At 71.8% G+C, this 23,297-nt stretch carries 18 protein-coding genes and 1 pseudogene; 14 read left to right on the top strand and 5 right to left on the bottom strand.

The genetic code is table 11. From position 1 onward, the window contains the following. Positions 1–38 precede the first annotated feature (38 nt). Positions 39–872 carry a DUF1206 domain-containing protein gene (locus J7E88_RS24860; RefSeq protein ID WP_215184781.1) on the bottom strand — a complete coding sequence of 278 codons (834 nt, stop codon included), beginning with the start codon at positions 870–872 and terminating at the stop codon, positions 39–41. A gap of 115 nt (positions 873–987) precedes the next feature. On the opposite strand from J7E88_RS24860, the gene J7E88_RS24855 reads away from it, so the two are divergent. Beyond that, positions 988–1,392: a hypothetical protein gene (locus tag J7E88_RS24855; RefSeq protein ID WP_215184779.1), complete on the top strand. Its 405-nt coding sequence runs from the start codon at positions 988–990 to the stop codon at positions 1,390–1,392. A gap of 186 nt (positions 1,393–1,578) precedes the next feature. Here the strand turns inward: J7E88_RS24855 and J7E88_RS24850 are convergent, their stop codons facing one another. Both J7E88_RS24850 and J7E88_RS24845 read right to left on the bottom strand, forming a co-directional pair. Then, a complete protein-coding gene (locus tag J7E88_RS24850; RefSeq protein ID WP_215184777.1) occupies positions 1,579–2,301 on the bottom strand; it encodes a hypothetical protein in 723 nt (240 codons plus the stop codon). Next, positions 2,298–2,501: pseudogene (locus J7E88_RS24845) on the bottom strand (PadR family transcriptional regulator); the annotation flags it as partial. The pseudogene J7E88_RS24845 and the gene J7E88_RS24850, both read right to left, overlap by 4 nt. 267 nt (positions 2,502–2,768) lie before the next feature. Between J7E88_RS24845 and J7E88_RS36825 the strand changes: the two are divergent. The 3 genes from J7E88_RS36825 (at position 2,769) to J7E88_RS24835 (ending at position 5,373) form a co-directional block, all read left to right on the top strand. Next, the gene (locus J7E88_RS36825; RefSeq protein ID WP_285427585.1) at positions 2,769–2,897 is read left to right on the top strand and encodes a hypothetical protein; all 129 of its coding nucleotides are present in this window, start codon (positions 2,769–2,771) and stop codon (positions 2,895–2,897) included. Positions 2,898–2,981: 84 nt separating this feature from the next. Further along, positions 2,982–4,025 carry a 3-isopropylmalate dehydrogenase gene (locus J7E88_RS24840; protein WP_215184775.1) on the top strand — a complete coding sequence of 348 codons (1,044 nt, stop codon included), beginning with the start codon at positions 2,982–2,984 and terminating at the stop codon, positions 4,023–4,025. 259 nt (positions 4,026–4,284) lie between these two features. Then, entirely contained in the window at positions 4,285–5,373 is a 1,089-nt protein-coding gene (locus tag J7E88_RS24835; RefSeq protein WP_215184773.1) for a branched-chain amino acid aminotransferase, read from the top strand. Between the two features lie 112 nt (positions 5,374–5,485). Here J7E88_RS24835 and J7E88_RS24830 read toward each other — a convergent pair whose 3' ends face one another. Continuing rightward, complete coding sequence (locus J7E88_RS24830) at positions 5,486–6,907, bottom strand: cytosine permease (protein WP_215184771.1); 1,422 nt, start codon at positions 6,905–6,907, stop codon at positions 5,486–5,488. A 142-nt stretch (positions 6,908–7,049) separates the two neighbouring features. On the opposite strand from J7E88_RS24830, the gene ureA reads away from it, so the two are divergent. From ureA to J7E88_RS24795, 7 genes are all read left to right on the top strand, one after another. Next, positions 7,050–7,736 (top strand): urease subunit gamma, encoded by a 687-nt coding sequence (ureA, locus tag J7E88_RS24825; RefSeq protein ID WP_215184769.1) that lies wholly within the window; start codon positions 7,050–7,052, stop codon positions 7,734–7,736. After that, positions 7,736–9,418 carry an urease subunit alpha gene (locus J7E88_RS24820; RefSeq protein WP_215184767.1) on the top strand — a complete coding sequence of 561 codons (1,683 nt, stop codon included), beginning with the start codon at positions 7,736–7,738 and terminating at the stop codon, positions 9,416–9,418. The genes ureA and J7E88_RS24820 overlap by 1 nt, the downstream gene beginning before the upstream one ends. Positions 9,419–9,426: 8 nt before the next feature. Then, a complete protein-coding gene (locus J7E88_RS24815) occupies positions 9,427–10,443 on the top strand; it encodes an agmatine/peptidylarginine deiminase (RefSeq protein WP_215184765.1) in 1,017 nt (338 codons plus the stop codon). 93 nt (positions 10,444–10,536) lie between these two features. Next, a complete protein-coding gene (locus tag J7E88_RS24810) occupies positions 10,537–11,139 on the top strand; it encodes a TetR/AcrR family transcriptional regulator (protein ID WP_215184763.1) in 603 nt (200 codons plus the stop codon). Positions 11,140–11,602: 463 nt separating this feature from the next. Next, positions 11,603–13,216, top strand: coding sequence for a citramalate synthase (gene cimA / locus J7E88_RS24805; RefSeq protein ID WP_215184761.1), 1,614 nt, complete (start codon positions 11,603–11,605; stop codon positions 13,214–13,216). A gap of 45 nt (positions 13,217–13,261) precedes the next feature. Continuing rightward, entirely contained in the window at positions 13,262–13,450 is a 189-nt protein-coding gene (locus J7E88_RS24800) for a hypothetical protein (RefSeq protein WP_215184759.1), read from the top strand. Between the two features lie 431 nt (positions 13,451–13,881). Continuing rightward, positions 13,882–15,243 (top strand): hypothetical protein, encoded by a 1,362-nt coding sequence (locus J7E88_RS24795; protein ID WP_215184757.1) that lies wholly within the window; start codon positions 13,882–13,884, stop codon positions 15,241–15,243. Between the two features lie 319 nt (positions 15,244–15,562). On the opposite strand, the gene J7E88_RS24790 is transcribed toward J7E88_RS24795, so the two are convergent. Next, positions 15,563–16,189 carry a YceI family protein gene (locus tag J7E88_RS24790; protein WP_215184756.1) on the bottom strand — a complete coding sequence of 209 codons (627 nt, stop codon included), beginning with the start codon at positions 16,187–16,189 and terminating at the stop codon, positions 15,563–15,565. A gap of 262 nt (positions 16,190–16,451) precedes the next feature. Here J7E88_RS24790 and J7E88_RS24785 point away from each other — a divergent pair, with 262 nt between their 5' ends. The 3 genes from J7E88_RS24785 (at position 16,452) to J7E88_RS24775 (ending at position 22,451) form a co-directional block, all read left to right on the top strand. Then, positions 16,452–20,294, top strand: a complete 3,843-nt coding sequence (locus J7E88_RS24785) for an endo-alpha-N-acetylgalactosaminidase family protein (protein WP_215184754.1) — start codon at positions 16,452–16,454, stop codon at positions 20,292–20,294. Between the two features lie 318 nt (positions 20,295–20,612). Beyond that, positions 20,613–22,214 carry an acyl-CoA carboxylase subunit beta gene (locus tag J7E88_RS24780; RefSeq protein WP_215184752.1) on the top strand — a complete coding sequence of 534 codons (1,602 nt, stop codon included), beginning with the start codon at positions 20,613–20,615 and terminating at the stop codon, positions 22,212–22,214. A gap of 27 nt (positions 22,215–22,241) precedes the next feature. Continuing rightward, the gene (locus tag J7E88_RS24775) at positions 22,242–22,451 is read left to right on the top strand and encodes an acyl-CoA carboxylase subunit epsilon (RefSeq protein ID WP_215184750.1); all 210 of its coding nucleotides are present in this window, start codon (positions 22,242–22,244) and stop codon (positions 22,449–22,451) included. The last annotated feature ends 846 nt before the right edge of the window (positions 22,452–23,297 follow it).

Genomic DNA, 23,297 nt, shown 5'->3' with positions numbered 1-23,297 from the left:
CTGCCTCGCCCGTCCCGGGCGCCGACGTGCTGCCTCGCTCAGACCCGGCGCCAGCGCGCCATGCCGAACGAGAAGAAGCCGAACAGCACCAGACCGGCGGCCACCAGCACCAGCAGCCACGGACCGGCCGGGGTCCCGGCGAACGAGCGCAGCGTGTCGTCGAAGCCCTTCGCCCGGTCCGGCTCATAGGCGATCGCGGCACGCACCAGGAACACGCCGACAGCCGCGAACAGCAAGCCACGTGCCACGCCGCCGCCGACACCCGTCACGTCGACGAACTGCCGTGCCCGGCGGGACATGGCGCCCCGCTTGAGATGCTTGCCGTACTTGCGCAGCGCCGCGCGCACGGCCACCCAGGCACCGGCGACGACTATGCCGGCACCGGCCACGCCGACGATCCACTGCCCGGCCGGCAGTTCCAGCGCCCGGGCCGTCACGTCCTGGGACTGCTTGTCGCTCGAGCCGCTCCCGCTCTCGCCCGCGGCGAACGCCAGGACCGAGTAGGCGACGAACGCGTAGAAGAGGCAACGCCCCGCCGACAGCAGTCGCTTGCCGGTCCTGTGGCCATCGGCTCCGCCCGCTGCGAACAGCGCCTCCGACAGTCGCCACAGCGCCATGCCGACCAGTCCGGCCCCCAGCGTCCACAGCAGCAGGGAGCCGAACGGCTGCTCGGACAGTTCGGCGAGAGCACCGCCCCGGTCGGCCTGCCGGCCGCCGTCGCCGAAGGCGATGTGCAGGGCGAGCACCCCGACGAGCAGGTAGATAACTCCCCGCGCCACGAACCCCCAACGCGCGGCAGATTCGACGACGGAACTGTTCGCCACCCGGCGGGCACCCGCCCGGCCGTGGATCGTCATCGTACGTGCGTTCATGGGCCACCTCCGGTACGCGGATGCCCGGGCCGTCACGGCGAAAACGGGCGTGGGGCCTCGACGCTCCGTGACGGCGGCTCAGTTTGCGGACGGCGAGGGCGGATACCCGAACGGCATGGCTGAGACCGAGAAGAAGACGACACAGGCACGTACGACGAAGAAGGCGACCGCCGCCGCGCAGAGAGGGGCCCGGGCCGCTGCCGACGCTCCGGCCACGACGTCCGCCAAGGCGCAGGACGCCGCTCGCCGTACCGGGGAAGTCGCCCAGGGCATCGGCGGCGCGGCCACCGAGAAGGCCGCATCGGCGGCCCGGACCGTCCAGCACGCAGCCTCCGCCGTGGTGGGCGCGACCGTCGGCAAGGCCGGGACGGTGTGGACCCTCGTCAAGGCGCGCAAGGCCATAGTGGCCGGGGCGGGTACGGGTGTCGCCACCGCGGTGGCCGGCTCGTACGCGCTCGGCCGCCGGGCCGGGCTGCGCCGGCGCGGCCCCCTCTCCCGCCTCACCGGCGGCAGGCTCTGACGCGGCCGCGCCGCGGGGGCGGGGTGGCGGGGCCGCTGCGCGGAGCCGGCCCCCTCCCCGCCCCCTTCCCGCCCCGGACTCCCTCCCCCTGCGCCGGCGCGTGAAGGCGGGCCCCCGCGGCTGTATCGAGCTTGGCGCGGTGTCCTCGCCCCCGCTCCAGGAAGCGGTGAGGGAGGGAGGCGCCGGTCAGGTCGCCGCGTCGCTGCTCCTGGCGACCGTGCGCCTGACCCAGTACGTCATGCCGAACGTCCCCGCCAGCAACACCGGGAACGCGACCGCGAAGTCCACGTGGCGGCTGTAGTACGCGACCAGGATCACCACCACGGCCACCAGCCAACCCGCACTGACGGCCCACCCCTTGACGCCGATGTACCACGACCGCGCCGGCCGCGTCGGCAGTGTGTCGAGTGTGGCGGCCGGGCCGGCGCTCGCCGCCTCGGGGCGTTTGAAATACGCGTAGAAGAACCACTCGCCGCACGGCTCCCAGCCCTCCGGAACGAGTCGGCCGAGCACCTCCTCGCGCCGGCCGCCCACGATCTCGCGGCGGTACTCCCAGCGGAGCGCGGTGCCGGGGGTGCGCCGGCACACGAACCGGCCGAGTGCGTCCAGGCGTTCCACCTCCCAGCCCTGGTCGCCGTGGAGCGCGAGCAGCCGGCGGTCGTTGTAGACGTCGGCCGTCCATGTCCAGGTCTCCGCCTCGCCGGGCGGCCCGGTCACCGCGGGTGTGGCGGTGCCCAGTTGTGCGGCGAAGGCCGCTGCCGGGCCGAACTCCTCTTCGGGCGCGGTGCCCGTCTCCGCCAGATAGGCGGTCAGGTCCGCGACGGTCACGGCGGTCCGCTCCTCAGGGACCTGCGCCGCGCGCAGCGCGGAGGCGAGTTCCTCGAAGTAGCCGGTGTGGTCGGTGGTCATGGTGTTCCCCCTGCGGACAGCTTGTCCCTGACAGCCGTGTGGAAGTCGAGCCAGGCCCCGCTCTCGGCGGCCAGACGTCCCCGCCCCTGGTCGGTGAGGCGGTAGTAGCGGCGTCCGGGCCCGCGCTCCGCGGCCCTGAACTCGCCCACCACGAGCCCGGCTTGCTCGAGCCGGTTGAGCACCGGGTACAGCGTCCCGCCACCAGCTAGATAGGTATACAACCTAGGTGGCTGAGCTACCCGACCTTCACCGCGTCCGACGATGATCACGTCTCAGATAGTAGGAAGTCCGAGTAATTGTGGAGACAGGAGCGCGTGGCTGGCCTAGCTTTGTAGGAGCCGAACGTCTCGCTCGATCCAGCGAATGGCGGCCATGAGCCCGTGCCTGAGGCAGGCAACCCCTGCGGCACGCTCCCCGCCCCTTCCGGCGCCTTCGAAATCTCTTCTGATTCCAAGGAGTCGATCACCATGCCCGCTGAGACCGTCCGCCGCGTCCGCCACTCCTCCCGCACCAGCGAGACCGACCGCAGGAACGCCGCCGCGGCCCTGCAGCGCGCCCTCGACCGCCGGGACAACGGCGGCTCGACCGGCCACTGATCGCCGTAACGTCTCCGGCCGACACGGGGGTCCACATCGTGGACGCGGCGTGTCAAGCAATGGGACCGGGAGTAGGGTGCCGACATGTCTCGCAGCATCAATCTCGCAGTAGTCCCCGGTGACGGCATCGGCCAGGAAGTCGTGGCACAGGGCCTGAAGGTCCTCGCCGCCGTCCTCCCGCAGGATGTGAAGCTGGAGACCAAGGAGTACGACCTCGGCGCCCGCCGCTGGCACCGCACGGGGGAGACGCTCCCCGATGCGGAGCTCGACTCCCTCAAGGGTCACGACGCGATCCTGCTCGGCGCCATCGGCGACCCTTCGGTGCCGTCCGGCGTGCTGGAGCGCGGCCTGCTGCTGAAGCTGCGGTTCGCCTTCGACCACTACATCAACCTGCGTCCGTCGAAGCTCTTCCCGAACACGCCGACCCCGCTCGCCGGCCGCCCGGACATCGACTTCGTCGTCGTCCGTGAAGGCACCGAGGGCCCCTACACGGGCAACGGCGGCTCCCTGCGCACCGGCACGGAGCACGAGGTCGCCACCGAGGTCAGCCTCAACACCGCCCACGGCGTCGAGCGTGTCGTCCGTGACGCGTACGAGCGGGCGAACGCCCGCCCCCGCAAGAAGCTGACGCTCGTCCACAAGAACAACGTCCTGGTGTACGCGGGCCACATGTGGAAGAACATCTTCGACAAGGTCGGCCAGGAGTATCCCGAGGTCACCACCGACTATCTGCACGTCGACGCCGCGACGATCTTCTTCGTCACCCAGCCGGAGCGCTTCGACGTCATCGTCACCGACAACCTCTTCGGTGACATCCTCACCGACCTCGCCGCTGCCGTGACCGGCGGCATCGGCCTGGCAGCCTCCGGCAACATCAACCCGACGGGCGCGTTCCCGTCGATGTTCGAGCCCGTCCACGGCTCGGCGCCCGACATCGCGGGCACCGGCAAGGCGGACCCGACGGCCACCATCCTGTCCGTCGCCCTGCTGCTGCGGCACCTGGGCTACGAGAAGGAGGCAGTCCGCGTCGAGGACGCGGTAGCCGCCGACCTGGCCGAGCGCACCTCCGGCACGGTCCGCACGACGGACGAGATCGGCGACGCGCTCGCGGTACGAGTAGCGAGCTGACCCGCCGGACCACCTTCATCCGGGGAGTCCCCGGACCCCCCAGAAGCCGCCGGGTCGCATTCCCACTGCGCCCGGCGGCTTTTCCTGTGCGGCCACCGGGTGCCACCATCGAACCCTGGGCCGCACCCACGCCGTTCCCTGACCGGTCCCACGCACGCGATAATCGAACGTGGGCCGCGTCAGCCGGCGACTGCTCGGACGTCCAAGCAGTCGGCGTGAGCGCGGTCCATCACAACAACCGGTGAAGGACACTGCACTCATGACGACGCCCACGATCGAGCTCAAGCCCTCCTCGCACCCCCTGACCGACGCGGAGCGCGAGGCGATCCTGGCCAATCCGGGATTCGGCCGCCACTTCACCGACCACATGGTGACGATCAAGTGGACCGAGGGCCGCGGCTGGCACGACGCCGAGCTCGTCCCGTACGCGCCGCTCTCCATCGACCCGGCCAACATGACCCTGCACTACGCGCAGGAGATCTTCGAGGGCCTCAAGGCCTACCGCCGCCCCGACGGCTCGGTCGTCACCTTCCGCCCCGAGGCCAACGCCAGGCGCTTCCAGTCATCGGCCCGCCGCCTGGCCATGCCCGAGCTGCCCGTCGACCTGTTCATCGCGGCCTGTGACGCGCTCGTCGAGCAGGACAAGGCGTGGGTGCCGGCGCACGGCGGCGAGGAGTCGCTCTACCTGCGCCCGTTCATGATCGCCACCGAGGTCGGGCTCGGCGTCCGCCCGTCCAACGAGTACCTCTTCATCGTCATCGCCTCGCCTGCGGGCGCGTACTTCCCCGGCGGCGTGAAGCCCGTCTCGATCTGGCTCTCCGAGGACCGCGTGCGCGCCGTCCCCGGCGGCATGGGCGACGCCAAGACCGGCGGCAACTACGCCGCCTCCCTCCTCGCCCAGGCCGAAGCGGCCGCCAAGGGCTGCGACCAGGTCGCCTACCTCGACGCCGTCGAGCACAAGTGGGTCGAGGAGCTGGGCGGCATGAACCTGTACTTCGTGTACGGCGACAGGATCGTCACGCCCGAGCTCACCGGCTCCCTGCTCGCGGGCATCACCCGTGACTCGCTCCTCCAGCTCGCCAAGGACCTCGGCTACACGTCCGAGGAGGGCCGGGTCTCCATCGACCAGTGGCGGACCGACACCGAGAACGGCACGCTCACCGAGGTCTTCGCCTGCGGCACCGCCGCGGTCATCACACCCGTCGGCAGGGTGAAGTCCGCGGGCGGCGAGTGGACGCAGTCCGGCGGCGAGCCGGGCGAGGTCACGATGAAGCTCCGCAAGGCACTGCTGGACATCCAGACGGGCAGGGCCGAGGACGTCCACGGCTGGACCCACGAGCTCGGCTGAGTCCGGATCCCATCGGATCCCACGCGCTCGGCTGAGTCCGGATCCCATCGGATCCCACGCGCTCGGCTGAGTCCGGACCCACCGGACCCCACGAGCACGGCTGACGCACGGCTCATGCCCCGGGCCCCGCACTCTGCACCGCAGGCTGCGGGGCCTGCTGCGTACGGGTGCCCAGTGCGGCGTACGCGACGCCGCCGACCAGGCCGGACAGGATGAAGCTGCAGTCCACACCGCCGGTCAGGGGCAGCAGCGGACCCTCGTACAGCGGGGTGGAGACGGAGAACAGGCCGACCAGCGCGCCCAGCGCCCAGGACGCCGTGGCGCGCGGGTGCCAGCCGGCGCGAAACCAGTAGACGCCGCCGCGCGCACGCCGGTTGTAGACCTGGAGCGCCTCCGCGTCGTACTCGCCGCCGCAGCGGACGTGGGTCATCAGCGTGATGACCGCCCAGGGGGTGCCGATCGCGGTCAGCAGCAGCACGAACGATGTCATCGCGGACTGCGCGTCCCACACGAAGTGACCGGCGAAGACGAACCCCGTCGCGACGGCGGCGACGACGAGCGTGGCCCGGGTGCGCGTCGCCTTCGGCAGGATCGCGTCCAGGTCGAGGCCCATGGAGTACAGCATCAGACCGGCGTTGCCGACCGACCCGGCCGCCGCGGCGATCAGCAGCGGAATGACGTACCAGGCGGGGGAGGCGGCGACCAGCGGCCCCGCGTAGTCCAGCCCGGCGCGGGCGGCGAGCGCGGTGTACGTACCGAACAGCTGCGGCACGAGCAGGCCGGCCGTCAGGCCCACACACGTCGCCCGCAGGACCGTGCGCGGGTTGTGCCGTTCGGGCGAGATGTAGCGGGTGTAGTCGCCGAGCAGGGTGATGAAGGCGATGGGGCCGCTCAGGCCGGCGGCGACGGCGGACAGCAGCCAGGTCGGCCAGAACGAGCCGAGCAGGTAGGGGGTGTCCGGCGGGGCGGCGGTGGTCAGATCGGGGGCGTAGGCCACCAGGCCGAGGAGCAGCAGCACCGTCATGCCGACCGCGAGGATCCGGCTCAGGCGCAGCAGCAGCCGGTAGCCGTACACCGCACCGACCACCGTGCAGGCGGCGAGCAGCGCGTAGACCACGGTGTGGGCGACGCCGCCGGTGGACACCCCGGCGATCCGGGCAAGCGTCCCGAGCATCACGTCGCCGCCGATCCACAGCGTCAGGGCCGTGTATCCGAGCGAGAGCAGCAGGCCGACGACGGAGCCGACGAGGCGGCCGCGGACGCCGAAGGCCGCGCCACTGGATGTGGAGAGATTGGTCGCCGTCCGCAGGGACACGAGGGCGAGCGGGGCGGTGACCGCGACGCCCACGATGGTGCCCGCCACCACGGAGGTGACCGCGGGCCACAGGCCGAGGCCGAAGGAGACGGGCAGCCAGCCGAAGACGATCACCCCCAGGCAGAGGTTGGATCCCAGCAGGATCGATATGAGGTCCCTGGGGGTGCTGGTGCGCTCCGACTCCGGAATGGTGTCGACTCCACGCTGTTCCACCGGCATACGGCTCGCCTCTCTGCTCTCGGTTTGAGTGCTGCTCTAATTGAATGCTGCTCAATGTGAGCGATACCAAGGTGTAAGTCAATGGTTTCGTTCGATAGCAGCTGCTTGTTAGAGTGTCACTCAAACTTGGAGGTGTGGTGACGTGAGACTGACCCCGACCGAGCGGGACCGGCTGCTGCTGTTCGGTGCCGCCGAGCTGGCCCGTGCGCGCCGTGCCCGCGGACTGCGGCTCAACGTCCCCGAGGCGACCGCGCTCATAGCCGACACCGTCTGCGAGGCGGCCCGCGACGGCCGGCGGCTCGCCGAGGCGATCGAGGCGGCCCGCTCGGTGCTCGGCCCCGACGACGTCCTGCCAGGCGTCGCGGACGTCGTCACCGAGGTCCACGTCGAGGCCGTCTTCGACGACGGCTCCCGGCTCGCGGTCGTCTCCGATCCCATCGGGGCGCCCGCCGGCGGCGAGCAGGCCCCCGGCGCGCTGTTGCCGGGCCCCGCATACGACGAGCGCGAGCCGGCCCTGCGGCTGACGGTGCGCAACACCGCGACCGTGCCCGTCAGCGTCACCTCGCACTTCCACTTCTTCGAGGCGAACCCGCGCCTGCGCTTCGACCGGGCCGCAGCCTTCGGCATGCGGCTCGCCGTCCCGGCCGGCTCGTCGGTCCGCTTCGACCCCGGCGGCGAGGCCGAGGTCGGCCTGGTGCCCATCGGCGGCGACCGCATCGCCATCGGCTTCGCGGGCCTGGTCGACGGCCCGCTGGACGCGCCCGGCGCGAAGGACGAGGCCCTGCGGCGTGCGGCGGCCTGCGGCTACCTGGGAACGGAGGCCCCCTGATGGACCCCTACGAGTACGCATCGGTGCACGGGCCGCGCGCCGGGGACCGGGTCGTCCTCGGCGACTCGGGACTGGTCGTGCGCGTCGAGTCGGACGCGCAGAAGCCCGGCGACGAGTTCCTGGCCGGCTTCGGCAAGACCGCCCGCGACGGACTGCACCTCAAGGCCGCCGCCGTACGCGAGACCTGCGACGTCGTCATCAGCAACGTTCTTGTGATCGACGCCGTGCAGGGCATCCGCAAGGTCTCGATCGGCATCCGCGAGGGCCGTATCCACGCGATCGGGCGAGCCGGCAACCCGGACACGCTCGACGGCGTGGACGTCGTCGTCGGCACCGGCACGTCGATCGTCTCCGGCGAGGGCATGATCGCGACCGCGGGCGCCGTCGACACCCACGTCCATCTGCTCTCCCCGCGGATCATGGAGGCCTCGCTCGCCTCCGGTGTCACCACCGTCATCGGCCAGGAGTTCGGCCCGGTGTGGGGCGTGGGCGTCAACTCGCCCTGGGCGCTGAAGCACGCCTTCAACGCCTTCGACGTCTGGCCCGTGAACATCGGCTTCCTGGCGCGCGGTTCCTCCTCCGACCCGGCACCGCTGGTGGAGGCCCTGGCCGAGGGCGGCGCGTCCGGTTTCAAGGTCCATGAGGACATGGGCGCCCACACCCGGGCGTTGGACACGGCGCTGCGCGTGGCCGAGGAGCACGATGTGCAGGTCGCCCTGCACAGTGACGGCCTGAACGAATGCCTGTCGGTCGAGGACACCCTGCGCGTCCTCGACGGCCGGACGATCCACGCCTTCCACATCGAGGGCTGCGGCGGCGGACACGTACCCAACGTCCTGAAGATGGCGGGCGTGCCGAACGTCATCGGTTCCTCCACCAACCCCACGCTGCCCTTCGGCCGGGACGCGGTCGCCGAGCACTACGGCATGATCGTCTCCGTTCACGACCTGAAGACCGACCTGCCCGGGGACGCGGCGATGGCCCGCGACCGGATCAGGGCAGGGACGATGGGCGCGGAGGACGTGCTGCACGACGTCGGCGCCATCGGCATCACGTCCTCGGACGCGCAGGGCATGGGCCGCGCGGGCGAGACGGTGCGCCGCACCTTCGCCATGGCCGGCAAGATGAAGGCCGAGCTCGGGCCGATGGACGGCGACGGGGCGCACGACGACAACGCCCGCGTCCTGCGCTACATGGCCAAGCTGACCATCAACCCCGCGATCGCCCACGGTCTCGCGCACGAGATCGGCTCCATCGAGGTCGGCAAGATGGCCGACATCGTGCTGTGGCGGCCGGAGTTCTTCGGCGCCAAGCCGCAGCTGGTCCTCAAGTCCGGATTTCCGGCCTACGGCGTCACCGGTGACCCCAACGCCGCCACCGACACCTGCGAACCGCTCGTGCTCGGCCCGCAGTTCGGCGCGTACGGGGCCACCCCGGCCGAGATCTCGGTGGCGTTCGTCGCCCAGGCGGCCGTCGCTCTCGGGGGCGACGGGATGCCGACCCGCCGGCGCCGGGTGGCCGTACGCGGCACGCGCGGCATAGGGCCTAGCGACCTGCTGCTCAACTCCCGTGTCGGAGACGTCTCGGTGGACGGCGGGACCGGACTGGTCTCGCTGGACGGCGAGCCGATCCGCTCCGAACCCGCTGAATCCATTTCCCTCAACCGCCTCTACTTCCTCTAGGACGTGACGTGACCTTCCGCATGCCGGCCGAATGGGCCCCCCACGAGCGCACCTGGATGGCCTGGCCCGGCCCCAACCCCACGTTCAGAGAGGACGGGGAGCTGACCGAGGCCCGGGCCGCCTGGGCCGCCGTGGCCAAAGCCGTACGCCGCTTCGAACCGGTCACCGTGATCGCGGGCACCGGCCAGTCGTCCTTTGCCCGAGATCTGCTCGGCCCGGAGATCGAGGTCGTCGAACGGGACCTGGACGACGCCTGGATGCGCGACATCGGCCCCACGTTCGTCAGCGACGGCACGCGACTCGCCGCGGTGGACTGGGTGTTCAACGGCTGGGGCGCGGCGGACTGGGCGCGCTGGGAGCACGACTCCAAGATCGCCCGCCATGTGTCCGATCTCGTGGACGTCCCCGTCCACGCCTCCCCGCTGGTCAACGAGGGCGGCGCGATCCACGTCGACGGCGAGGGCACCGTCCTGCTCACCGACACGGTCCAGCTCGGTGTCGAACGCAACCCCGGCTGGACCCGGCAGCAGGTGGAGAACGAGATCCACGCCCGCCTCGGCACGACAAAGGCGATATGGCTGCCGCGCGGCCTCACAGGCGACTACGGCATGTACGGCACCCGCGGCCATGTCGACATCGTGGCGGCGTTCGCCGGCCCGGGCATCGTGGTCGCCCACACCCAGCCCGACCCGGCGCACCCCGACCATGAGCTCTGCAAGGCGAACGTCGAGCTCCTGAAGGCGCAGACGGACGCGAAGGGGCGCCGGATCGAGGTCGTGGAGGTTCCTGCGCCCACGGTCCTGCGCGACGAGGACGGCGAGTGGGTCGACTACTCGTACATCAACCACTACGTCTGCAACGGGGGAGTGGTGCTGTGCGCCTTCGACGACCCGCGGGACGAGAGCGCGGCGGGCATCTTCCGCCGGCTCTACCCGGGCCGGACGGTGACGCTGGTGGACGCGCGGACGATCTTCGCGGGCGGCGGCGGCATCCACTGCATCACGCAGCAGCAGCCGAAGGTCTGAGACCGGCGGGACGCTGTGGGACCGAATGGCCGGGCGGCGGCGGACGATCAGGTAGAACGTACGAGTGAACGCATCCTTCCCGGCGGTCGCCGTATGACTCCCGCATCCCGCCGCCGCAATGTGGCGCCCCCGCGCGAGGCCCTGCTCGCCGCCGCCATGGACACCATCGCCGAGCGCGGCCTCGAAGGGCTCACCATGGCCGGGCTCGGGCGCGAGGTCGGAATGAGCAGCGGCCACCTCCTCTACTACTTCCGCACCAAGGACGAACTCCTGCTCCAGACCCTGGAGTGGAGCGAGGGCCGGCTCGGCGCCGAGCGCAGCGCGTTGCTGTCCCGGCAGGCGCCGTCACGCGAGCGGCTCGACGCCTACGTCGACCTGTATGTGCCCGACGGACCGCGCGACCCGCACTGGACGCTGTGGCTGGAGGTCTGGAACCGCTCCCAGAGCGCCGACGCCGACGCCCGCGGCCGGCAGGCGGCCATCGAGGGCGCCTGGCACCGGGACCTGGTCGCCCTCGTCGCGGAGGGCGTCTCACGCGGCGAGTTCCGCGCGGTGGATGCCGACCGGTTCGCGGCGCGGCTGCGGGCGCTGCTCGACGGGTTCAGCGTCCATGTCGCCGTGGGGATACCCGGCACCGGGCGCGAGCAGGTGCTCGCGCATGTGCGGGAGTTCATCGAGGACGCGCTCATGAGCTGAGTCCGGCCACGCCGGCGTAAGACGCAACCGGGGGCCGGGGCGAGCTTCCGACGGGGCCGCCTCCGACGGGCGGAGCGGCGGACCGCGAGGGAGCCCGGACGGAGGCGTGGGAGCGAGATAGTGCCCGGACGGGGGCCTGGGAGCGGGAGAGAGCCCGGACCGGGCGACCGCATCGTGAGACTCCTGTCCGGCCCCGCCCTCACCTGTGGCACACTGCCACCGTGCTCTCGTTCGCCATGATTATCGGCAACAGCGCGCCGGTCCGCAGTGACCGCTGACCCGTGGACAGCAATCCCGCGGCAGGCGGCACCGTGCCCCAGACCCGCGCGCAGACCTCTCGCACCCGCGAGGGGTTTTTTCGTTTTTCGGCCTCACCCATGGCCGGGAACGAGGCGCACGCGATGATGGGGGCAAGTGGAGCCAGACATTCCGGAGCCACTCATCCGACAGGAGTCAGGACAGCATGACCACCAACGCCCAGGACACCCAGGTCGACGACAGTTTCCATGTCTTCGACACGACGCTGCGCGACGGTGCCCAGCGCGAGGGCATCAACCTCACGGTCGCGGACAAGCTGACCATCGCCCGGCACCTGGACGACTTCGGCGTGGGCTTCATCGAGGGCGGCTGGCCGGGGGCCAACCCCCGCGACACCGAGTTCTTCTCCCGCGCCCAGAAGGAGATCACCTTCCGGCACGCCCAGCTCGTCGCCTTCGGCGCCACCCGCCGCGCCGGGTCGACCGCTGCCGACGACCCGCAGGTGAAGGCGCTCCTCGACTCCGGTGCCCCCGTGATCACCCTGGTCGCCAAGTCGCACGACCGCCATGTCGAGCTGGCGCTGCGCACCACACTGGACGAGAACCTGGAGATGGTCCGCGACACGGTCTCGTACCTGCGCGAGCAGGGGCGCCGGGTGTTCGTGGACTGCGAGCACTTCTTCGACGGCTACCGCGCGAACCCCGAGTACGCCAAGGCCGTCGTGCGGACCGCGCACGACGCCGGCGCCGACGTCGTCATCCTGTGCGACACCAACGGCGGCATGCTGCCCGCCCAGATCCAGGCCGTCGTCTCCACCGTCCTCGCGGACACCGGCGCCCGGCTGGGCATCCACGCCCAGGACGACACCGGCTGCGCGGTGGCCAACACGCTCGCCGCGGTCGACGCCGGGGCCACGCACGTGCAGTGCACCGCCAACGGCTACGGCGAGCGCGTGGGCAACGCCAACCTGTTCCCGGTCGTGGCTGCGCTGGAGCTCAAGTACGGCAAGAAGGTCCTCCCCGAGGGCGCGCTCGCCGATATGACCCGCGTTTCGCACGCGATCGCCGAGGTCGTCAACCTGACGCCCACGACCCACCAGCCCTATGTGGGGGTATCGGCCTTCGCGCACAAGGCCGGACTCCACGCCTCCGCGATCAAGGTCGACCCGGACCTGTACCAGCACATCGACCCCGAGCTGGTCGGCAACACCATGCGCATGCTGGTGTCCGACATGGCCGGACGCGCCTCGATCGAGCTGAAGGGCAAGGAGCTCGGCATCGACCTCGGCGGCGACCGCGACCTGGTCGGCCGGGTCGTGGAGCGCGTCAAGGAGCGTGAGCTCCAGGGCTACACGTACGAGGCCGCCGACGCGTCCTTCGAGCTGCTGTTGCGCGAGGAGGCGGAGGGCCGCGCCCGGCGCTACTTCCGCACCGAGTCCTGGCGCGTGATCGTCGAGGACCGCCCCGACGGCAGCCACGCCAACGAGGCCACGGTCAAGCTGTGGGCCAAGGGCGAGCGCATCGTCGCCACGGCCGAGGGCAACGGCCCGGTCAACGCCCTCGACCAGGCGCTCCGGGTCGGGCTGGAGAAGATCTACCCGCAGCTGGCGAAGCTGGAGCTGATCGACTACAAGGTCCGCATCCTGGAGGGCCGTCACGGCACGGGATCGACGACCCGCGTCCTGATCTCCACGGGCGACGGCACCGGCGACTGGTCCACGGTCGGCGTGGGGGACAACATCATCGCGGCGTCGTGGCAGGCCCTGGAGGACGCGTACACCTACGGTCTGCTGCGCGCGGGCGTCGAGCCGACGCAGTAGTACGCAAGGGGGGCGGCCCGGTGCGCCGGGCCACCCGCCGCGCTCGTGGGCGCTCGGCCCTGCGCCGAGGGCGGCGGCATCGCGGATGTCCTGTACGACAAGCGGCCGTTCACCGGGCAGCTCCCCGTTCACCGGGCAGCTCCCGTGACGTGGCTCAGGTCCGAGGAGAAGCTGCCGGTCAACGTGGGGGACGCGTCGTACGACCCGCATTTCCGTACGGCCGGGGGCACATGACCCGGGGCTCGCCGGGCGGCGGCGGGCACACGCTCAAGGCCATCGGTATCGCGGCGAAGGTCCCTCCCGGCGGCCGGGGGCGGGACCGCAGAGGCCGGGGAGCTGGACGGCAGGGCACGGCTGATCGTCCAGCAGAGATCGGCTCCGGCATCACCGAGGCGTCGGCGAAGCCGTTCGCCGAGGGGGACCATCTGCTGCCGACCGGTGACCTCACGGGTGCGGTCGCCAAGCAGACCCCCGGGCCGCGGCCTACCGGATCACCTGACCGCGGCCGCCGACGAGGGTATCCGGGGGATGCCGCCGCCGGCGCCTCGGCCCCGCGCCGGTCTGCGCGCCCGTGGACCGGCGCTGCTACTGCCGGTCTCCGGGCCCGGGGAACCGGGGACCTGGGGGCTATGTCTCCTTCGCCCCTGTTCGGGTAGCTTCGATGTATGAGGACACGGCCGTTCACCCTTGTGTCGGCCCTCGCGGGGCTGACGCTCATGCTGCTCCTGATCCTGGTCCCGGCCTCCGTCGCCAGGGCCGCAGGCTTGTCCGACGCCGCCGCCGCCCTGAAGCAGGGGCCCGTCTACGTCCACCCGGCCATGAGCGGCCAGGTCTCGCAGTCCGAGGCCGCCGCGCTCGCCGAGAAGATCGAGAAGGCGGACAAGCCCGTCTTCGTCGCGGTCCTCCCCGCCACCGCGGAGTTCCCGCCGGACGACCTGCTGGTCAACCTGCGCACCGAGACCGGCATCACCGGCCTCTACGGGGTCCGGCTCGGCGACGGCTTCGATGCAGGGGCCGACCGGAGCGTGATGTCCGTCCAGGCCGTCGACAATCTCGCCGCAGCGGTGCGAGCCGGCGGATCCACCGACGCGTCCGCGCACCTGGAGAGCTTCGTCGATCAGGCCCTGACCCAGGTGCGCGGCAGCGCGCCGGCCTCCTGGGACCCGGGTGCCGTGGACGACGGCGTCAACGCCGGCGCCCTGATCGCCCTGGGTGCCATCGTCGCCGCGGGCGGCGCGGGCGCCTACGCGGTCGCGCGCACCAAGCGCCGCCGCAAGGCCGAGGAGGAGCGTGCCGCACTCGACAAGCTCCGCGTGGTCGTCGACGAGGACATCACCGCCTTCGGCGAGGAGCTCGACCGGCTGGACTTCCACCCCTCCGAGAAGGGCGCGGACGACGCCATGCGCGCCGACTACGAGCGCTCCCTCGACGCGTACGACACGGCGAAGTCGCGCATGGGAGCGGCCGGGCACCCGGGTGACGTCCGCGGGGTCACCGAGGCCCTGAACGACGGCCGCCACTCCCTCGCCGTCCTCACGGCCCGCCGTGAAGGGCGACCCCTCCCCGAACGCCGCCCGCCGTGCTTCTTCGATCCGCGCCACGGCCCCTCGGTCAAGGACATCTCGTGGATGCCCGCGAGCGGCGCCGCGGCCCGGGACGTCCCCGTGTGCGCCGCCGACGCGGCCCGGCTCGAGGAGGGCATGGAGCCGATGTCCCGCACCGTGGAGACCGGATACGGCCGCCGCCCCTACTGGGAGGCGGGCCCGGCCTACGGCCCCTGGGCGGGCGGCTACTTCGGCGGCGGCATCCTGCCCGGCCTGCTGCTGGGCACGATGCTCGGCAACATGCTCGCCACACCGGCGTACGCGGCCGACTATGGAGCCGGCGAGTTCAGCGGCGGTGAGTACGGCGGCGGCGACTTCTCCGGAGCCGACTTCGACGCCTCGGACTTCGGCGGCGGGGACTTCGGCAGCGGAGGCGGTTTCGACGGCGGTGGCTTCGGCGGTTTCGACGGCGGTGGCTTCTAGCGCGGCGCCCTGGCCCCTGCGCGCGGTGCCCTGCTTGCGCGCGGTGCCCTGCCCCCACGGGAGCGGCGCGCTTCGGGAGCGCGCAACGGCACAGGGCGGCAGCACGTACGGAATGCACGCCGACTGGCTGACCGACCGGTCCCCAAGGCCCTGCCGGCCGGGCGTCGGCTCGCCCAGCCGACGGCTGTACGCAGGTGGCCTGTGACCTCGTCGCCCACGACCGAGCGCCCGCCGTGCCGAGGCGGTCGGCAGGGCGGGCGCGCTCGTGGGTCGGGCCAGAGGTGCTGCGGGGGTCAGGCGGCCTGCGGTGCTGCGGGGGTCAGGCGGCCTGCGGTGCGTTCTTGATCGCGGAGATGTCGAACGTCAGCTTGACCTTGTCGCTGACCATCACGCCGCCGGCCTCCAGCGCCGCGTTCCACGTCAGGCCCCAGTCGGAGCGCAGGATCTCGGTGGACCCCTCGAAGCCGGCACGCTCGTTGCCGTAGACGTCGGTGGCGGAGCCCTGGAAGTCCAGGTCGATGGAGAGCGGCCGCGTCACGTCCTTGATGGTCAGGTCGCCGGTGATCCGGTACCTGTCGCCGCCCACCTGCTCGGCGGCGGTGGAGCGGAAGGTCATCTTCGGGAAGTTCTCGGCGTCGAAGAAGTCGCCGCCGCGCAGGTGGCCGTCGCGGTCGGCGATACCGGTGTCGACGCTGGCGATGTCGACGTCGATGGCCGCCGAGGAGCGCGAGGGGTCGGTGCCGTCGAGGCTGAGCGCGCCCTCGTAGGAGCCGAAGCTGCCGCGGACGTTGGTCACCATCGCATGCCGCACGGTGAAGCCGATGCTGCTGTGGGCGGGGTCGATCGTGTAGTCACCGCTGAGGGCGGCGAGCGCGGGGTCGACGGTGGCGACCGCGGTGGCGGTGGCGGTTGCGGAGTCGTTGTTCCTGCGGGTGAAGAGGCCCATGACTGCTCCTTGGGGACGGACGCCGGAGGGGCTCCGGCATGTTGTTTAAGCTTCAATGAAATCGACTGTAGACCTATTCCGTTCAATATTCAACATCTTCGGGTAAGTCGTTCCCGCCCCTGCGGTCGGCGCGGCCCCGCGGGAGAAACGTCCCCCGTGTCACCAGCCGACTTGGACTCACCGACGGGGGTTGTTGGACTGCGGCGTCCCTCGGCGCCCCGGTTCGTTGACGCCCCCGAGGGCCGGGGCTACTCAGGTCCCCATGCCTCAAAGATTCCGCGCGGCCTGTGCCACGGCCGCCGCCTCCTGCGCCGTGCTCGTCCTGGCCGGGACCTTCCAGCCGGCCGCGGCCCGAGCCGACGGACCCGCCGCCGTGACCCCGGCCGGCACCGGGCCGGTCATCACCTCCGGCCCACTCGCGGTCACCGTCGCCGACGACTTCCCCCGCGTGCTCTCGTACACCGACCGCGCTTCCGGAGCGTCGCTGCTCGGCAGCACCCGCCCCGTCACCGAGATCACCCTCAACGGCAAGCCGTACCCGGTCCGCCCGGCGGGGGCGCCCCGTGTCGATGCCGCCGCGGTGCGGCACACGCTCGTCTTCCCCGACCTGCCCGGCGTCGAGATCGACACCGTCGTGTCGGTGTCCGGCCGCGCCGTCACCTTCAAGATCACCGCCGTCCGCGACACCGACGCCTTCCGCGTCGGCACCCTCGACATACCCGGCCACGACCTCGTTTCCGTCGGCAGTACGGAGGAGGGGGCGGCCACCGCGTTCACCCGGCTCGACCCCGACTCCACCCGGACCGCCGACGTGTTCGCCGAGGTCACCGCGGCCACCCCCGCCGAGGCGGCCCCCGTCGGCGCCACGTACGCCATCGTCAACACCGCCTCGCTCGCCGCCGCCGTCGAGTCCAACTCCTCGTACGACAGGCCGAGCGGCGCCACCGGCGGCGACGACGCGCGCCTGTGGCACCAGGCCCGCAAGGACACCGACGCCTCGGTGCGCGTCGGCGTCTCCTCCGGCCAGTGGACCTACCGCGGCGACGGAGCGCCCGCACCCGAGAGCGGCGAGAACCTGCCCTGGGCGAAGGTCGTCGTCACCCCCGACGCCAACGGCGACCGGCAGGTCGACTGGCAGGACGGCGCCGTCGCCTTCCGCTCGATCGGCATCACGGCGCCCGGCAGCGAGGACACCCCGGACCGGGTCGTCACCCACATCCCGTTCAACTTCGCGAGCCAGGCGACGCACCCGTTCCTGCGCACCCTCGACGACGTCAAGCGCGTCTCCCTGGCCACCGACGGCCTCGGTCAGCTCGCCGTGCTCAAGGGCTACGGCTCCGAGGGACACGATTCCGCGCACCCCGACTACGGCGGCAACCACAACAAGCGCGCCGGCGGTCTGACGGACCTCAACACGCTCCTGAAGTCGGGCAGGAAGTGGGGCGCGACCTTCGGCGTGCACGTGAACGCCACCGAGTCCTACCCCGAGGCGAACCACTTCAGCGAGACCCTCGTCGACAAGACGAAGCCCGGCTGGAACTGGCTCAACCAGAGCTACTACATCGACCAGCGCCGCGACCTCAACAGCGGTGATCTCGCCCGCCGCTTCCGGCAGTTGCGCGACGAGACCGACGCCAACCTGAACTTCCTCTACATCGACGTCTACTACACACACGGCTGGATCGCCGACAAGACCATCGAGGCCGTGCAGAAGCAGGGTTGGAACGTCGGCACCGAGTGGGCGGACAAGTTCGAGCGGGCCTCGCTCTGGTCCCACTGGGCCAACGACCTCGACTACGGCGGCGCCACCAACAAGGGCCTCAACTCCCAGATCATCCGCTTCATCCGCAACGGCGAGAAGGACATCTGGAACAGCCACCCGGTCCTCGGCCAGACGGTCCTGGAGGAATTCGAAGGCTGGACCGGCGAGACCGACTGGAGCGCCTTCTACGACAACGTGTGGCAGCGCAATCTGCCCGCCAAGTACCTCCAGCAGGAGCGGATCACCCGCTGGGAGGGCAATGACATCACCTTCACCGGCGGGCTGCGCGGCACCGTGGAGGACGGCCGCCGCACCTTCTACGACCACGGCCGCAAGGTCCTCGACGGCGACCGCTACCTGTTGCCGTGGGGCGACGGCACCAAGCTCTACCACTACAACCAGGCGGGTGGCACCAGCAGTTGGGCCGTACCGGGGCAGGGTTACTACACCGTCTACAAGCTCACCGACAACGGCCGGGTGAAGACCGGGACCGTGCGCCCAGCGAACGGAAAGGTCACCCTCACCGCGCAGGCGGGGCAGCCGTACGTGCTCTACCCCGACCGCGCGCCTGAACAGCGCGACGCCCGATGGGGCGAGGGCGGCCATGTCGCCGACCCCGGATTCAACGACGCCTCGCTCGGCGCGTGGACCAAGCGGGGCACGGTCACCCGCGACACCGACGGCCAGGGCCGCAACAGCGCCGCGCTGACCGGCGAGGCCGCCGCCTCGCTCTCCCAGCGGATCGACGGCCTCGAAGCCGGCAAGCGGTACACCGCGTCCGCCTGGATCGAGGTCGAGCCGGGCAGCTCCCGCCGCACGATGCTGTCCGCCGGCGGCACGTCCGTCGTCGTCGAGCGCTCCACGGTGAAGAACACGATCGCCGCGTCCGACCGGCACGGCACCTCCTTCCAGCGCGCCAAGGTCACCTTCACCGCACCCGCCGACGCCACCACACTGCGCGTCGGGACCGCCGCGGGCAGCACGGCCCGTGTCCGCGTCGACGACGTCCGGGTGGTCGCGAACGCGCCCGCCGGCAAGCAGGGTGCGCTCGTCCACGAGGACTTCGAGGCCGTCGACCAGGGCTGGGGCCCGTTCCTCAAGGGCGACGCGGGCGGCGCCAATGATCCGCGCACCCACATCAGCCAACTGCACGCCCCGTACACGCAGGCCGGGTGGAACGGGAAGCCGATCGACGACGTCCTCGGCGGCAAGGAGTCCCTCAAGTCGCACGACGAGAACAGCGGACTCGTCTACCGGACGGCGCCGTGGACCGTGCCGATGAAGCACGGCCGCACCTACCGCGTGGAGTACGACTACCAGTCGAGTCACGCCGGGGCCTACGAGTGGGTGACCGGGTACGACCGGGCCATCGGGGGCTCCGTGGAGCGGCGCCGCACGCCGATCGGCGCCCGGAGCACCACGGGGCACTTCTCCGAGACGGCCACCGCGGGCTGTGGCGACACCTGGACGGGCCTGCGCAAGCGCGCGGACGCCCCGGACGGCGCGGACTTCGTGCTGGACGGCTTCACGGTCACCGACCTGGGCCCCGCCACTGAACGGGCCGCCTGCGGCACCCTCGCGGTGACCGCTCCCGAGACCCTCGCACCGGGCAGGAAGAACGAGGTCAGGGCCGCGTTCGGCAATGACGAGGCGACCGCCGCAGGCGACGTGGCGCTGGCGCTCGCGCTGCCCGAGGGCTGGACGGCCGAGCCCGTGGGGCCGGTGACCTTCGCATCGGTCGCGCCGGGCGGCAAGGTCACCGGTACGTGGCAGGTGACGCCGCCGGCGGACGCCGCGTACCGGACGTATCCGGTCGGCGCGACGGCCGCGTACACGGTCGGCGGCACGAACCGGAAGCTGACCGCCACCACGTCCGTGCGCACCCTTCCGCCGCCGCCCACCGCCGACACCTGGGCGAGCGACCTGGACTGGGCATCCGCCCAGAACGGCTGGGGACCCGTCGAGCGCGACCGGTCCAACGGCGAGACCGGCGCGGGTGACGGAGGCCCGCTGCGGATCGGGGGAGTGACCTACGACAAGGGCCTCGGCAGCCACGCCCCCGCCAGGATCCGCTACTACCTGGGCGGCCGGTGCGCCTCCTTCACCGCCGCGGTGGGGGTGGACGACGTCCAGACCACGCGCGGCACCGTCCGGTTCAGCGTGCTCGCGGACGGCGCCGAGAAGGCCGCCTCGCCCGTGCTGAAGGCAGCCGATCCGGCCTGGTCCCTGACCGCGGACGTGACCGGCGCCGACTACGTCCAGCTGGTCGTCGGCGACGGCGGCGACGGAAACGGCAACGACCACGCGGACTGGGGGGCCGCCCGCTTCCACTGCGACGGCTGACCCTCCCTGCCTCCGGCCCCACGTCCCCGTCCGTCCGCAGCGCGGACGGACGGGGACTGCCCTCTTCCGGCCCCCGGTACGGTGGGTCCGCCGCCGGCCTCGCCCCGGAAATTAACCCGACCAGCGCAGGCGCGACACCTTCCTGTGAGTCGACTCACCCCGGTCGGTGTTGTTGGACCCGCACAATCAAAGACCGCACCGAGCTGGTGGTTGGCGCTCTGCACGAAATGGTTCTGTCAGAGGCCCACAGGAGAACGGTCGCGAGACTGTACAGAGTCGACGGCACGGTTTTCTTGGCTCCCTCCGTAGGGTCGAGGCATGACCGTTTTGGACCAGACCACCAGCGAGCCGACCGACGCCGGCGAGCCGGCCGACGCGCGTGGCCGCGTGGCCGAGCTGCACGCCCTGCGCGAGCAGGCGCTGCGCGGCCCGAGTGACCGGGCGACCGAGGCGCAGCACGCCAAGGGCAAGCTGACCGCCCGTGAGCGCATCGAGCTGCTGCTGGACGAGGGCTCGTTCAAGGAGGTCGAGCAGCTGCGCCGACACCGGGCGAGCGGGTTCGGCCTGGAGGCCAAGAAGCCGTACACCGACGGTGTCGTCACCGGCTGGGGCACGGTCGAGGGCCGGACGGTCTTCGTCTACGCGCACGACTTCCGGATCTTCGGCGGCGCGCTGGGCGAGGCCCATGCCACCAAGATCCACAAGATCATGGACATGGCGATCTCGGCGGGTGCGCCGCTGGTGTCGCTGAACGACGGTGCCGGAGCGCGCATCCAGGAGGGCGTGTCCGCCCTCGCCGGGTACGGCGGCATCTTCCAGCGCAACACGCGCGCCTCGGGAGTCATCCCGCAGATCTCGGTGATGCTCGGCCCCTGCGCCGGTGGCGCGGCGTACTCGCCCGCGCTGACCGACTTCGTGTTCATGGTCCGCGAGACCTCACAGATGTTCATCACCGGCCCCGACGTCGTCAAGGCTGTCACCGGCGAGGAGATCACCCAGAACGGCCTGGGCGGCGCGGACGTCCACGCGGAGACCTCGGGCGTCGCGCACTTCGCGTACGACGACGAGGAGACGTGCATCGCGGAGGTCCGCTACCTGCTGTCGATGCTCCCGCAGAACAACCGCGAGAACCCGCCGGCCGTCGCCTCCGAAGACCCGGCCGACCGCCGCTCGGACGTGCTGCTGGACCTGGTCCCGGCGGACGGCAACCGTCCTTACGACATGCACAAGGTGATCGAGGAGCTCGTCGACGACGGCGACTACCTGGAGATCCACGAGCGCTGGGCGCGCAACATCATCTGCGCCCTGGCCCGGCTGGACGGCCAGGTCGTCGGCATCGTCGCCAACCAGCCGCAGTCGCTGGCCGGCGTCCTCGACATCGAGGCGTCCGAGAAGGCCGCGCGCTTCGTGCAGATGTGCGACGCTTTCAACATCCCGATCGTCACGCTGCTGGACGTGCCCGGCTTCCTGCCGGGCGTCGACCAGGAGCACGGCGGCATCATCCGCCACGGCGCCAAGCTCCTGTACGCGTACTGCAACGCCACCGTCCCGCGGATCTCGCTCATCCTGCGCAAGGCGTACGGCGGCGCGTACATCGTCATGGACTCGCAGTCCATCGGCGCCGACCTGACCTACGCCTGGCCCACCAACGAGATCGCCGTGATGGGCGCCGAGGGCGCGGCCAACGTCATCTTCCGCAAGCAGATCGCCGAGGCCGAGGACTCCGAGGCCATGCGCGCGCGCATGGTCAAGGAGTACAAGGCCGAGCTCATGCACCCCTACTACGCCGCGGAGCGCGGCCTGGTCGACGACGTGATCGACCCGGCCGAGACGCGCGAGGTGCTCATCCGCTCCCTCGCCATGCTCCGCACGAAGCACGCCGACCTGCCGTCCCGCAAGCACGGCAACCCCCCGCAGTAACCCTGCGACAGGACTGGAGCCCGACCCATGAGCACTCCTACCGACCCCTCGTCCGTCGTCCGCGTCGAGAAGGGCCACGCCGAGCCCGAGGAGCTGGCGGCGATCACCGCGGTGCTGATGGCCCGCGCCGCGTCCCAGCCGACGGCGGCGCCGACCCACCGCGGCCGCACGACGGCGGGCTGGCGCCGCCTGGAGCGCCAGCGCGGCTTCCAGCCGTCCCACAGCTGGCAGGGCTGACGCCCTGACCCGGAAGGCCCCGCACACCTGTGGTGTGCGGGGCCTTCCGCCGTGTCCGACGCGCGGCGAATCCCCCACGGGGGTTGAGGCGCTTCCACAGACCGGACTCCGCCCGGACCGGTAGCGCCTGAGTGGGGCTACCCCCGGGCCACCGGGCGTACGAGGAGTGCCTCGATCCCCCTGGGCTTCGCAAGGGGACGCCCGGCGGGCTTGGAGTCCCTGAGGTGTGGGTCGGGGCGGCGGGCCGTGGCCGGGCCGCTCCCCTGCGGGCCGGGGCGGGTGTCGTCGGATGGGCTGAATTTCCGAGCTGCAGCGGCGATCGGGGCGTGGGGCCGTGCGGTGGCCGTTCCCTTGCGGGCCTGCGGGCAGGGGCGGTCGGATGGGCTGGATGCGCGAACTCGCAGAGGGGTGATCAGGGCGGGGCCGTGCCTCTGCGGGCCTGCGGGGCGGGGCGGGTGTCGTCGGACGGGGTGGGTTCTTCAGCCGCAGCCGGCGATCCGGGCGGCGGGCCGTGCGGTGGCCCCCAGTCTCCTCCTGGGTTCGCTGGGTTCGCCCGGGGGAACGCCCGGACGGGCCGGCTGTGGCACATGCAGCCCCGCCGGCGATTGAGGCGCGGGGGCCCGGGGGCGGAGCCCCCGGCTAAGGGAGCGGCGGGGGAGGGGACAAGCCCGCCGCAGGCGCCCCCCGCCGCGCCCCCGCACGCACACAGCCCGGTGGCCGGGACGTCCGCACACGGGAACGGCCCCCTCGGCTCCGACAAGGAGCCGAGGGGGCCGTTCCTCAGGGCGCGTACAGGGACCGCCGGGGACCGGCTAGCGCAGGCGGGCCATGAGGGCGTGTTCGACG

This window comes from Streptomyces sp. ISL-10 (assembly GCF_018614575.1).
Lineage (GTDB): Bacteria > Actinomycetota > Actinomycetes > Streptomycetales > Streptomycetaceae > Streptomyces.
The sequence above is the reverse complement of the archived record's forward strand: the minus strand, read 5'-3'. Positions and strand labels throughout refer to the sequence as shown.